Here is a 12,938-nt window from a genome sequence, read left to right as displayed (position 1 = left end):
GGTTGAAAGCACCGGTCTTGAAAACCGGCATACGTTAATAGCGTATCTAGGGTTCAAATCCCTATCTCTCCGCCACTATTCAGAAGCCTCGCTAGAAATAGCGAGGCTTTCTTCGTTTCTGACGCTTGGAAATTCGTTAGGGACTGGGATCCATCCCTTAGTTGATCGTATCCCCGGACTAGGTATCCCTGCACTATGTCACTTGAGAAGCCTTGCTTTAAGCGCGTTCTCGCTATCCACGGGTTGTGCAGCGACAGAAGTCTATAACTTTATCTTCTAACGAGAACCATCAAGTCTGAGTATTGGCATTCCTACCTCTAAGGGTGAAGTGTTTCTGTTAACAAGAGACTTGTCTTTACTCTTTACTCGATGTTACGTGCGTTAGCGCTCTTAGTGTTACCTAATGGCTATTCGCTATCTTGCCCAAGTTGGTACAATAAATACGCTCTAAGCATTGTATAGGACAGTCCTTCATTGAAGAGAATGGAGAGTATCGGAGCTTATGTACCTATTTTGCTTCCTGCACTATTTCAAGTTACCTGTATTTTGTTAGTAGAGCTCCTTCCTAGAAACTTATATTTGGTTGTTCGCCTTGAAGAAAGTGAGTAAGCTATCTTTTAGAGGCTTTTAGTGAGCTTAATGGAGTGCTTCTGGGAACGAACTAAAGAAGCTTTGCTGGGGCTTCCCAAAGAAGTTTAGGCGATTACAGGGCATTAGCTCTAGTGGATATTGCAGGTTTGTGTAGTGTTGATGAGTGACAGGCAATAAAAAAGCCGACAGTAAACTGCCGGCTTGGTTAGATGACCGCTACTTAGTCGTTCTGGACGAGCGTGAGAGCTTTACGAGAGACTTCGTGAGCGGCTTTAGTTAGATTCTGCTTCTCTAGTGTATCTGCTAGGAATGCATAATCAGAGACGTCAGAGCGAAGCTTTAAGGCGATCTCAAAGTGGTCTTGGGCTTCTTGCCACTTCTCTTGACGGAAATAGAAGTGCGCTAATGCGCTATGCGCTGCGGCGTTATCTGGCTCTTTCTTCACTACCCCCTCTAAGAAAACCACGACAGGGTGGATATCTGGCAGGTTTAGATCTGGCAGTAGTTGATAAAGCTCAGGAGCCGGTTGTTTTTTCAATGCTTCTTTTAGCACAGTAAAGGCTTCAGCATCTGCTTTCCGGGCTATCAACTCACGAGCAAAACAGGCGACTAGGTGTGTGTCTTGTTTTACTTTGCGTGCAAGGCCATTCCAATGAGAGATAAGCCCTTCGCTACCTTGCTGCTGTGCCACTTCATGGAGTAAGCCGCATTGCGCCTTTTGAATCAGCTCTGCGTGTTCTTCTTCCGTGATGAGTTTTGCTTTGGTGAGTTGTGGCAAGAGGTCAATAAGAGGTTGCCACAATTTTAGCTGCATGTACGTTGTTTTCAGCAAGTTCAATACAATCGAATTACTCGCATACTGACCTTTTAACGATTGCAAAGTATCGAAAGCAGCCTCGAACTCGTTGTCGCGGATAAATTGTTTCGCTCGAGTCAGTTCTACTGCGAGATGGGCGTTCTCTTGTTGGCTCGCTAGCTCTAGATAGTGATCACGTTTTGCTTTATCACCTTGACCTTGTGCTGCTTCAGACGCAACTAAGTAACAAAGTAGCGGCATATCGTGATGATTCGCCCAACGAGTCACTTTTTTCTCGGCACCTTTCCAGTCTCCTTCTAGGAGTTTAATAATGCCTTCATTGGTGTATCGACGAGAATGGCGCATTTTGCGCACACTGAAGTAGTTCCATGTTGTAGAACTTGCGTAAACTAGCTTTTTAATTAGGTACTCAAGTAGAAAAAGACCTGCGAGTGCTGCGATAACGAATACGACCAATGTCGTTACGCTCATCTCGATCGTTTTCTCAGCGATGGAGATGAGTACATAGCCTTGCTGACCAGAAAATTGAGTGCCAACAAATAGTCCTGCACCTAGTACAACAAATAGGAAAATAAGACGAAACATTACTTATCCTCCATACCTGTCATCGTTGTGACTTCGCGACGTAGGCGCTCACGGATGACATCTGATAGTTGAGACTGACTTTGCAGCTTCGTTGGGTACTCCACTTGAATGTTTTGCTGGCTTAACTGGTTAACCGTTTTGTTGAACTCTTTAACGGAATTATCGTCTTGGTTGAAGAAAGCTAATGCCCATTTGTCGGCCGTTTTTAGAGACGTGGTGTAAATTTCACCTTGCTCTTGGTACACCGCTTTTATTGCTGTCTCCAATTTGGCTTTGATGTTTTCTTTTAGGTAAAAGTGTTGCTCAGGAGAAAGCAGTGGAATGACGTTACCATCGCGCGTGCGGAAGGTAATGAAGTTTTCTGAAAAGTCCTTCAGAGAGGTCATTAAGTTATCTTGCCAGTTTGCAATATCTTCCGACACTTCAGTGTTCTCTACGGCTTCTGCTTCTGGGAGTAGTGCATTGGCGAGAGGCAGCTTGTCCACTTGCTGTTGCAGAGCAGTTAAGCGTAGTACCAATCCATCACGGTCAATCAGCGGGATAGTACGAAGTTTGGTGATATCGTTCGCCATTGCTTTACGTAGTTTGACGAGGCTAGGGTCATTCAGTGCTGCAATGCGTTGATCAGCACTTTCCATTAGTTGAGTTGCGCTTTCTACGTCATGTTCTAAGAACAGTTTACGACCTGCTAATTTGACGAGGTAATCGGCTTCAGCAAGTAGCCAGTCGTTTGGTCGACGACCTTTCACATCGGCAACGGCAAGCTGTAAGCTTTCAATGCTCTTCTGTTGCTGTCCCAGTACCACTTCCGCTTTGTGTGTCACGGTCGTTGCTTTCTCGATGGTTTCTTCTTGTACCCGGCTGAGCTCTTGCTTCATGGTAGCTTGAGTGCTTTCTAGCTGACTTTTTAGTTGGGCGATCTGCGCTTGGTAATCGGCTTGCTGCTGATGTAGCTTGTATGCGAGGCCACCGCCAAAAATAATCGATAAGATGATAGCGACTGTGCCTAGTTTAACTCCGCGCTTGCCTTGTTTTTCTTCAAATTCGACTTTGGCTGGCTCGGCTGTTTTTGGGGGCTCGGCCACTTTTGGCTGTTCTTTTTTAGGGGCCGCATCCTGCTGCGATGTGCTTTTTTCGGCTAGCGGTGCCGATGAGGTTTCTTCGGAAAGGTTTTTATCGTTATTTTTTTGGTCGTTATTTTTACTTGTCATGCCTATATCCTGTGTAGCTAGGGCTGGAGAGCCGCCAGTAATTCTTGGTTGGATGCGCTTCCCGTGCATCTCACCCGAGTGAACCCCCTTTGAAGTGCGATGTCAGCGATACGCTGACTGGGGATATACAACTCTTGTTGATTAAGCCAAGTCAATTGCTCTGACGTCAATTGGCTGCACAAATAATCCAGTTGCTCACCACTGGTGACGATGATCTGGTCAATTTGTAGGGTTTTCCATAGTGAGACACAGCTTACTGGATCGAATGGGATGAATTCTCTCTTGTAAGTCTCACTATAGTGAACTTTTGCGCCACGTCTCACCAATGCATCTTTGATCAGCTCTCTTCCACCGTTCCCACGAAGGATAAGAACCTGTTGTTGGGCCACATTATTGAGCTCTGGCAGTCGCAATAAATGTTCACTATCACTGACTTGGGGATAGTGTACTTTCTGTTGGGTACATTTGCTTAAATAGTGTGCTGTTTTTTGACCAACGGCAAGGTAAATGGCTTGTTTCGGCCATGATGTCTCGTTGCTGGCTAAGATTTGCTGTGCACATTGCACGGCATGTCGACTAACAGCGATAACAATTTGAGCTTGATGCAGGTGTTTAGAGAGGTGCGTGTCCGTGAGATCGGCGACAATGTCGATCAGAGGATGGTGATATGCAGAAATGCCGTGCCTTTCGAGCAGAGAGCAAAGCGCGCTGCCTTGCTCTCCCGGCCGAGTGACCAACACTGCCATGATTATTCGTGATCTGCGTACAGCTTAGTTAGGATTTCACGAGCGCCGTTATCCAGTAGTTCATTGGCTAACTGCACTCCTAACGTTTCGCCGTCTTTACGATGGCCACGGATTTCACCACGAACAATTTCGCTGCCATCTGGTTCGCCAACTAATGCGCGTAGCCAAATGTTATCGCCATCTAGCAGGGCGTAGCTGCCGATAGGTACCTGACAGCCGCCTTCTAGCGTCAGGTTCATTGCGCGCTCACACAAAACGCGGTCTACGGTGTCTTGGTGGTTAAGTGGCTCAAGTAGCTTAAGCAGCCTTTCATCGTCAAGGCGGCACTCAATACCGACAGCACCTTGGCCAACCGCAGGTAATGATTGCTCTGGCTCGATAAAGCTACGAATGCGCTCTTCAAGCTTCAATCGTTTAAGGCCTGCCGCAGCAAGAATGATCGCATCGTATTCACCCGCATCTAGTTTACCAAGGCGAGTGCCCACATTACCGCGAAGCTCTTTAATGATGATATCTGGACGATATTCTTTCAGTTGGCATTGACGGCGCAAACTGCAAGTACCAACCACTGCACCTTGAGGGAGTTCATCAATGTTGCTATAGGTATTGGAAACGAAAGCATCACGAGGGTCTTCACGTTCACAAATGGTCACGAGGCCAAGACCTTCCGGGAAATCGACGGGCACGTCCTTCATTGAGTGAACGGCAAGGTCTGCACGGCCTTCTAGCATTGCGACTTCAAGCTCTTTTACGAATAAGCCTTTGCCGCCAACTTTTGCTAGCGGTGTATCTAAAATCACGTCACCTTTGGTCACCATAGTTACTAACTCGACTTCCAAACCAGGGTGAGCGGCTTGAAGGGCGTCTTTGACAAAGTAAGCTTGCCATAAAGCAAGAGGGCTTTTTCGAGTTGCAATGCGAATAGGTGTGGATTGTGTCATGATCTTCTCAATGCTGTTTGGATTTGGGTTTATCCTACCATTCTCATCAAGAAATGCTTACTGTTAGTTCGTTATCTCTGAGAGCTATGAATGGAATTACATGACGTTATGAAAATAGTGTGACTGGATTCTCAATTAGACTAAGGACTATTATTAGTAATAGGTAATAAGAGCGACACTACCGCGCGATTAATTTTGTGACTAAAGTATGGTTTTGCACCCTGAGTGGTGCGTGGGCGTGAAACTTTACCCGCACCAATAAAAGTGTTAAATTGATCACGTTTTTAGGCCGTTTTGGTTTAAAACGTCAGCAGATTTTCGTGATTGTTCAACCAAGGAATTCCCCTTGCAGGCTTACACCCAAAAAATCATTCAGCGACTAGATAATTTGAATCAGCAGCGAGTTGATCGCGCGCTGGCGCTTATGGATTCGCAAAGCCAGCAAGTCTTCCACTTGATTCCTGCCTTGTTGAACTACAACCACCCTGTGATTCCTGGCTATTACGATGCCGATGTCCCGTTTGGTGTACATGGGCTGGCGCTAAATAGCATTCAACAGCAATTCATTGATGACATTCAACTCGCGATGGGTCAGCCACTTAAGACGGCAGAGAAACCGGCTATCTTGGGCTTATACACCATGGGTAGTACCTCATCAATTGGTCAAAGTACTTCTAGTGATTTAGATATTTGGGTGTGTATTTCGCCAGATATGGATTGTGACGAGCGAGAATTGCTGACCAATAAATGCTTGCTGATCACCGACTGGGCACAAAGCCAAGGGGTGGAGGCGAACTTCTTCTTAATGGATGAAGAACGCTTTAGAAGCAACCATTCTGAAGAGATGACGGGTGATAACTGTGGCTCATCTCAGCACTTACTTTTGCTTGATGAATTCTATCGCAGCGCGGTGCGTATTGCTGGACAGCGTTTATTATGGCAAATAGTGCCGCCAGAAATGGAAGAGTGTTACGACGAGTATGTTTCTCAATTGTGCAGTGATGGTTACATCGACTGTAGTGAATGGATCGACTTTGGTAAATTGAACCGCATTCCTGCTGAAGAGTACTTCGGCTCGAACTTGTGGCAGCTATACAAAAGTATCGATTCTCCCTACAAATCGGTATTAAAAGCCATTCTGCTTGAAGCTTATTCGTGGGAATACCCGCATACGCAACTGCTAAGCATCGACACCAAACGTCGTTTCTTTGCCCATGAGCCAGACCTTTACGGCATGGATGCGTACTACTTAATGTTGGAAAAAGTGACCCGCTACTTAGAGCGAATCCAAGATGACACTCGTTTGGATTTGGTGCGCCGTTGCTTCTATCTCAAAACCCACGAAAAGTTGTCGCGTGAACCGGATGTCGGTTCAGTGGCTTGGCGCCGTGAAGCGCTGAGCGACATGATTGCAAAATGGGATTGGGATGCCAGCGTTGTTGCTGAGCTCGATGATCGCCGCAACTGGAAAGTTGAACAGGTAAAAGTGGTGCATCATGCGTTGCTGGATGCGTTGATGCAGAGCTACCGTAATTTGATTCAATTTGCGCGTCGCAACGACATTACCTCCGCTATCAGCCCGCAAGACATCAGTATTTTGGCTCGTAAGCTTTACGCCGCTTTTGAAGTATTGCCGGGCAAAGTGACGTTGCTCAACCCACAGATTTCCCCTGATTTGCATGAACCGGATTTAAGCTTCATCGAAGTGAAAGATGGTGGTGTGAACAAGTCTGGTTGGTATCTCTATAAACAACCTCTGATCGCGCACCGCATTTTGGGGCAGCCATACTTAGAACATCATGAATACTTGAGCAAGTTAGTCTCTTGGGCATTCTTTAATGGTTTAATCACCGAGTCGACTCGTTTGCACGCGGTAGTGCGTGAAGCGCAACTGGATATCGATAAGTTCTACCAAATGGTGAGCGACTTACGAAATACCTTTGCGCTGCGTAAGCGCCGTCCGACGATGCAGGCATTAGCGAGCCCATGTGAGATCAGCCAGTTAGCGATGTTCATCAACTTTGAAAATGATCCTACGTCAGAGCTTTCGGGCCGTTCACTGAAAGTGGATGTGAAAAATACAGATATCTTCAGTTTTGGTCCGGAACATAAAAACTTAGTCGGCAGTGTCGACTTGGTTTACCGTAACTCCTGGCATGAAGTGCGTACGCTGCATTTCAAAGGGGAAACGGCGATGCTGGACGCACTGAAAACTATTCTGGGCAAAATGCACCAAGACGCGTTGCCACCAGAATCGGTGGATGTGTTCTGTTATGCGAAGAACATGCGTGGTGTTATGCGTAATATGGTCTACCAGCTTTTAGCGGAATGTATCGACTTACGCTTGAAGCCAGTAGAGCAAGAAAAACGTCGCCGCTTTAAAGCGATGCGCCTTGGTAACCAAACTTACGGGCTGTTCTTTGAACGTCGTGGTGTGTCGGTGCAGAAGTTAGAAAACTCCATTGATTTCTATCGCAGCATTTCTACTAACAAACTTAAAGGCTCGCCGCTATTAATGCTCGATCGTGAGCAAGAGTATCAAATGCCAGAAGCGGTGGATGGTTTTGCTAGTGAAGGTCTGGTGCAGTTCTTCTTTGAAGATAATGAAGATGGCTTCAATATTTATGTGTTGGATGAGTCAAACCAAGTTGAAGTGTATCACCAGTTTAGTGGCTCCAAAGACGAGATGATTTCGTCCGTGAACAGCTTTTACACATCAGTAAAAGACGACAGTCGTGTTGCGTCGAAATTTATCAACTTTAACCTGCCGCAGTACTACCAGATTATCCATCCAGAAGAGGGCAATGCTTATATCATCCCTTATCGTAATGATGGTTGCTCGCCGCATCGTCCGACGAAAGCGGTGAACGCGTAATTAAACCCGTATCAATAAACAAAAAGAGCACTTCGGTGCTCTTTTTGTTTTGGTGACGATTGACGGACATTATGCCCAATCAATGGCTTCGCCCGCGTGCTTTTCACACTCTTGCTTCACCATTTCAAATAGCTCCATGCCCGTTTTTGAGCAGGTCCATTTATCTTCAATAAGCTTGAAGTGGAAACCACCAGATTTGGACGCTAGCCAGATCTCATGCATCGGCTCTTGGCGGTTAATGATGATTTGGCTGCGGTCTTCAAATTCCAATGTCATTACGTTGCCAGTGACTTCGTAATCAATGTCTGCGCCTGAATCATCGATGGATTCTTCGATGATTTGCATCTGCGCATCCACCAGTTGATGAAATTCAGTATCGTTCATCCGTCTATCCTATTGCTTTTCCTGAGTGTGGTGCGATTATAGGGGGCATTGATTCAATAATCACGATATGCGAAATGAAAAAATTAGTTACTGTGTTGTTTGTGATGGTTGCCGCGACGTTAGCGGGATGTGGCCAGTCTGGCTCACTATACATTCCAGATGACACTCAACAGAATGAGCAATCACAATAAATAACCGCGCCTTAGGGTGAAATTAGGGTTCAGCAGTCGAATAAAATAAGGGAAGCGAATTTTGGATTACTTCAACTATCAGGATGATGGCCAGCTTTGGGCCGAAGACGTCCCACTTCAAGCTCTTGCAGAGCAATATGGCACTCCTCTTTACGTATATTCTCGAGCCACGCTAGAGCGCCACTGGAAGGCGTTTGATAGTGCTGTGGGTCAACATCCTCATCTAGTTTGCTACGCGGTGAAAGCGAACTCAAACCTAGGCGTATTGAACGCACTGGCGCGTTTGGGTTCGGGCTTTGATATCGTATCAGGTGGTGAACTTGAGCGTGTGATTGCCGCAGGCGGTGATCCGAAGAAAGTCGTTTTCTCTGGTGTTGGGAAAACACCTGCAGAAATGAAGCGTGCTCTTGAGCTGGGTATCAAATGTTTCAACGTTGAATCTGAGCCCGAGCTAGAACGTTTGAATAAGGTTGCGGGTGAGCTTGGTGTGATTGCGCCAATTTCTCTGCGTATCAATCCAGATGTCGACGCGAAAACACACCCTTACATTTCGACTGGTCTTCGCGACAATAAATTCGGCATTGCGTTTGATCGTGCGCCAGATGTTTATAAATTCGCGCAAAGCCTGCCGAACTTGAATGTGCAAGGCATCGACTGCCACATTGGTTCTCAGCTCACCAATATCGACCCATTTATCGACGCGACAGACCGTTTATTAGCCCTGATTGATGATTTAAAAGCGCAAGGCATTAACATTCGTCACCTTGATGTCGGCGGTGGTTTGGGTGTGGTCTATCGTGATGAGTTACCACCACAGCCTTCAGACTACGCCAAAGCGTTACTTGGTCGTCTTGAAAATCACCAAGACTTGGAGCTGATTTTTGAGCCGGGCCGAGCAATTGCTGCGAATGCAGGTATCTTGCTAACGCGTGTTGAGTTTTTAAAACATACTGAGCACAAGAACTTTGCCATCATCGATGCGGCAATGAACGACTTGATGCGTCCTGCACTATACCAAGCATGGCAAGATATCGTGCCAGTTTCGCCGCGCACGGGTGAAGCTCAGACTTACGATTTGGTTGGCCCTATTTGTGAAACCGGCGACTTCTTGGGTAAAGATCGCGCACTCGTTTTGCAAGAAGGTGATCTACTCGCGGTTCGTTCAGCAGGTGCCTATGGTTTTGTTATGTCTTCGAACTACAATACTCGTACCCGAGCGGCAGAAGTAATGGTGGATGGTAAACAAAGCCACTTAGTTCGCCAGCGTGAGGAGCTGACCAGTTTGTGGCAGCTGGAACAGATTCTACCGGAGTAACACACAACAAATGCATTTCCACTTTTCCAAAATGCACGGTTTGGGCAACGACTTCATGGTCGTCGACTGTATTACCCAGAACGTGTTTTTCTCGCAAGACCTGATCCGCCGTTTGGCGGATCGTCATACCGGCGTTGGTTTTGACCAATTGCTCGTGGTAGAAGCCCCTTACGACCCTGAAACTGATTTCCATTATCGGATTTTCAATGCCGATGGTAGTGAAGTCGAGCAGTGCGGGAATGGCGCGCGCTGCTTCGCGCGCTTTGTTCGCTTGAAAGGGTTGACCAATAAATACAGCATCAGCGTAAGCACCAAAAAAGGAAAGATGATTCTCAACATCGAAGATGATGGAGAAGTGACGGTCAACATGGGTGTGCCAGAGTTTGAGCCGAACAAAATTCCTTTTAAAGCCAAGCAAAAAGAGAAGACCTACATCATGCGCGCTGGTGAAAAAACGCTGTTCTGTGGCGCGGTAAGCATGGGTAACCCGCATGTGGTGACGGTGGTCGATGACGTGGATACTGCTGATGTCGATACATTAGGGCCGCTGCTTGAGTCACACGAGCGTTTTCCAGAGCGCGTCAACGCTGGCTTTATGCAGGTGGTGAGTCGTGACCATATTCGTCTTCGAGTTTACGAGCGAGGCGCAGGTGAAACACAAGCTTGTGGTAGCGGCGCATGCGCGGCGGTAGCGGTAGGGATTCTTCAGGGTCTGCTGGATGAAAACGTTAAGGTTTCTCTACCAGGTGGTGAACTGCGAATTGCGTGGCAAGGTCCGGGTAAGCCGTTGTTTATGATCGGACCTACAACGCATGTATTTGATGGTCAATTGTCTTGCTAGTAGAAGAAAAAGGAAACGGTTTGTCTCAAGTAGAAGCAGATGCCTTAACGGCTGAAGTGGTGGCCGAGTACCTCAAAGATCATCCCGATTTTTTTGTGCAGCGTCCGGAGCTTGTGGATCGTCTATCTTTCCCACACTCAGACTTGGGTGCGGTGTCTTTGGTGCACATACAAATGAATCGCCAACGTCAGCGCATTGAAGAGTTAGAGGAAGAGATCACCACACTGATGTCGCTTGCGGCGAACAACGATCGCACCTTTTATGAATTTATGGATTTGCAGGGGCAGATTCTAAAGTGTGGTGACTTTAAACAAGTCATTCATTCTATTGAAGAGAAAGCTAAAGCACTTGGCTTACGCGCGTTTGTTCGACTGTTTAGTCAATGCGACGCATCGATTCAATTGAGTAAGGAAAGTTATCAACGTTTTGCGACCACTCACTTAAATGGCAAAGACGCGTACTTAGGACGTCTTCGCAAAGTGGATCGTGAAGCTTTGTTTGGCAATATGGATGTGCCGGAAATGGGGTCCTATGTGGTACTGCCGCTCGTGAAACAGCAAACACTGGGCGTGCTTGCTTTTTCTAGTGAAGATGGCGGCCATTTTCAGCCAGATATGGATACCTTGTTTTTGCGTCACCTATCATTAGTAGTGGCACATCTCGCTCAAACATTGGTATGGCAAAGTTACGATGACGACAACTCCCAACACTCCTCTGCCAAATAGTCTGCAAAAGCCTCTTGAGCGCTTCTATGAATTCTTACGAAGCGAAAAGGGGCTCAGCCTACATACTCAACGCAATTACAAACAGCAGCTAGAAACCATGGCGCAGCACTTGGCTGAAATGGGACTTAAAGATTGGTCTCAAGTGGATGCAGGCTGGGTGCGCCAATTAGCAGGTAAGGGCATGCGGGAAGGCATGAAAGCCAGCAGTTTGGCGACGCGCCTCTCATCGCTGCGTAGCTTTTTCGATTTCCTTATTCTGCGTGGCGAGATGTCAGCTAACCCTGCCAAAGGGGTTTCAGCGCCACGTAAAAAGCGCCCGTTGCCGAAAAACCTCGATGTTGATGAAGTGAGCCAACTGCTTGAGGTCAACGAAGACGACCCGCTGGCTGTGCGTGATCGCGCCATGATGGAGCTGATGTACGGTGCAGGCTTGCGGTTGGCTGAGTTGGTGAGTGTGGATGTACGTGATGTACAACTGCGCAGTGGCGAGCTTCGTGTTATCGGTAAAGGCGATAAAGAACGGAAAGTCCCATTCTCTGGCATGGCAACTGAATGGGTTGCCAAGTGGTTGAAAGTCAGGGGCGACCTTGCTGCGCCAGGTGAACCCGCCTTGTTTGTGTCTAAACTCGGAACGCGTATTTCGCACCGTAGTGTGCAAAAACGTATGGCAGAATGGGGACAGAAACAGTCTGTGGCGAGCCATATTAGTCCGCATAAATTGCGTCACTCGTTTGCGACACATATGCTCGAATCCAGCAATAACTTACGTGCGGTGCAAGAGCTTTTAGGGCACGAGAACATTTCGACGACCCAAATCTACACGCACTTGGATTTCCAACATTTAGCGCAAGCCTACGACCAAGCCCACCCACGCGCACGTAAAAAGAACGGGGAGTGAGCCGAAGTATGAAATTTTATCGCCGTATCGAGCCTATTAAGGCCATGACCTTCGATCTTGATGACACGCTGTATGACAATTACCCGGTGATTATCCGTATGGAGCGTGAGTTGCTAGCTTGGTTGCAGCAAACACATCCTGCCGTGGCGCACATGGATAAGGCTGATTGGATGCAGGTAAAAAAACATGTGCTCCAGCAGAGACCGGATCTCAGAAGCGATGTGACGCTTTGGCGTTTAGTGCAGCTAAAGCATGGTTTTCTTTCAGTTGGCTATGATGAAGCGCAAGCTCAAGCCGCAGCTGAGGAGGGTGTGCAGCTCGCTTTGGATTGGCGCAGTCAGTTTGAAGTGCCCCAATCAAGCTTAGATGTTTTGACACAATTGGGAGAGCGAGTTCCGCTCGTGGCGATCACAAACGGCAACGTCGATTTAGATAAAATTGGCTTAACGCCGTATTTTCAATGTATACTCAAAGCAGGGCCAGATGGGTTAGCGAAACCCGCCACCGATATGTTTACTAAGGCGAAACGGTTCTTGGATATTCCAGCAGAGAATATTCTGCATGTCGGTGATCACCTAACCACGGATGTGCATGGTGCAAAGTCGGCTGGTTTTGCGGCTTGTTGGTTCAATGATATGAATAAAAATGTCATTAACCATTCAAAAACACGTACTTTACCTGATATTGAAATCAATAGTTTGCAGCCGTTACTCACACTTTTTTAATTGCTTTCGCATTAATCCATTCTAATCTCATTTTGTGTCTAGAAAAGCAGCGTAAAGCCACGTAAATTATTCACTATTAAGTAAAAAGAGTAA

General features: G+C 46.9%; 12 protein-coding genes. 7 read left to right on the top strand and 5 right to left on the bottom strand.

Features of this window, described 5'->3' with window-relative positions; genetic code table 11:
* Window positions 1–811: 811 nt before the first annotated feature.
* From ACWPOD_RS21980 to hemC, 4 genes are read right to left on the bottom strand one after another with little or no spacing between them, the layout of a single operon-like run.
* Window positions 812–1,993, bottom strand: coding sequence for a heme biosynthesis protein HemY (locus ACWPOD_RS21980; RefSeq protein ID WP_005393852.1), 1,182 nt, complete (start codon window positions 1,991–1,993; stop codon window positions 812–814).
* Complete coding sequence (locus ACWPOD_RS21975; RefSeq protein WP_456232239.1) at window positions 1,993–3,204, bottom strand: uroporphyrinogen-III C-methyltransferase; 1,212 nt, start codon at window positions 3,202–3,204, stop codon at window positions 1,993–1,995. The genes ACWPOD_RS21980 and ACWPOD_RS21975 overlap by 1 nt, the downstream gene beginning before the upstream one ends.
* 17 nt (window positions 3,205–3,221) lie before the next feature.
* On the bottom strand, window positions 3,222–3,950 hold the full coding sequence (locus ACWPOD_RS21970) for a uroporphyrinogen-III synthase (RefSeq protein ID WP_074190035.1): 729 nt from the start codon (window positions 3,948–3,950) through the stop codon (window positions 3,222–3,224).
* Between the two features lie 2 nt (window positions 3,951–3,952).
* Complete coding sequence (gene hemC, locus ACWPOD_RS21965; RefSeq protein WP_005393847.1) at window positions 3,953–4,891, bottom strand: hydroxymethylbilane synthase; 939 nt, start codon at window positions 4,889–4,891, stop codon at window positions 3,953–3,955.
* A gap of 346 nt (window positions 4,892–5,237) precedes the next feature.
* Between hemC and ACWPOD_RS21960 the strand changes: the two genes are divergently transcribed.
* Window positions 5,238–7,766, top strand: coding sequence for a class I adenylate cyclase (locus ACWPOD_RS21960; protein ID WP_456232238.1), 2,529 nt, complete (start codon window positions 5,238–5,240; stop codon window positions 7,764–7,766).
* A gap of 69 nt (window positions 7,767–7,835) precedes the next feature.
* On the opposite strand, the gene cyaY is transcribed toward ACWPOD_RS21960, so the two are convergent.
* Window positions 7,836–8,150, bottom strand: a complete 315-nt coding sequence (gene cyaY / locus ACWPOD_RS21955) for an iron donor protein CyaY (protein WP_012841286.1) — start codon at window positions 8,148–8,150, stop codon at window positions 7,836–7,838.
* Window positions 8,151–8,224: 74 nt separating this feature from the next.
* Here cyaY and lptM point away from each other — a divergent pair, with 74 nt between their 5' ends.
* The 6 genes from lptM (at window position 8,225) to yigB (ending at window position 12,845) form a co-directional block, all read left to right on the top strand.
* Window positions 8,225–8,341, top strand: coding sequence for an LPS translocon maturation chaperone LptM (lptM, locus tag ACWPOD_RS21950; protein ID WP_005378746.1), 117 nt, complete (start codon window positions 8,225–8,227; stop codon window positions 8,339–8,341).
* Window positions 8,342–8,402: 61 nt separating this feature from the next.
* Window positions 8,403–9,656, top strand: coding sequence for a diaminopimelate decarboxylase (gene lysA / locus ACWPOD_RS21945; RefSeq protein WP_006743007.1), 1,254 nt, complete (start codon window positions 8,403–8,405; stop codon window positions 9,654–9,656).
* A 10-nt stretch (window positions 9,657–9,666) separates the two neighbouring features.
* A complete protein-coding gene (dapF, locus tag ACWPOD_RS21940; RefSeq protein WP_456232237.1) occupies window positions 9,667–10,497 on the top strand; it encodes a diaminopimelate epimerase in 831 nt (276 codons plus the stop codon).
* Entirely contained in the window at window positions 10,491–11,222 is a 732-nt protein-coding gene (locus tag ACWPOD_RS21935; protein ID WP_006743009.1) for a DUF484 family protein, read from the top strand. The genes dapF and ACWPOD_RS21935 overlap by 7 nt, the downstream gene beginning before the upstream one ends.
* A complete protein-coding gene (gene xerC / locus ACWPOD_RS21930; protein ID WP_012841287.1) occupies window positions 11,188–12,120 on the top strand; it encodes a tyrosine recombinase XerC in 933 nt (310 codons plus the stop codon). The genes ACWPOD_RS21935 and xerC overlap by 35 nt, the downstream gene beginning before the upstream one ends.
* A gap of 8 nt (window positions 12,121–12,128) precedes the next feature.
* Window positions 12,129–12,845: a 5-amino-6-(5-phospho-D-ribitylamino)uracil phosphatase YigB gene (gene yigB, locus ACWPOD_RS21925; RefSeq protein WP_456232236.1), complete on the top strand. Its 717-nt coding sequence runs from the start codon at window positions 12,129–12,131 to the stop codon at window positions 12,843–12,845.
* Window positions 12,846–12,938 lie beyond the last annotated feature (93 nt).

It is taken from the genome of Vibrio sp. JZG120 (assembly GCF_053890955.1).
The sequence above is the reverse complement of the archived record's forward strand: the minus strand, read 5'-3'. Positions and strand labels throughout refer to the sequence as shown.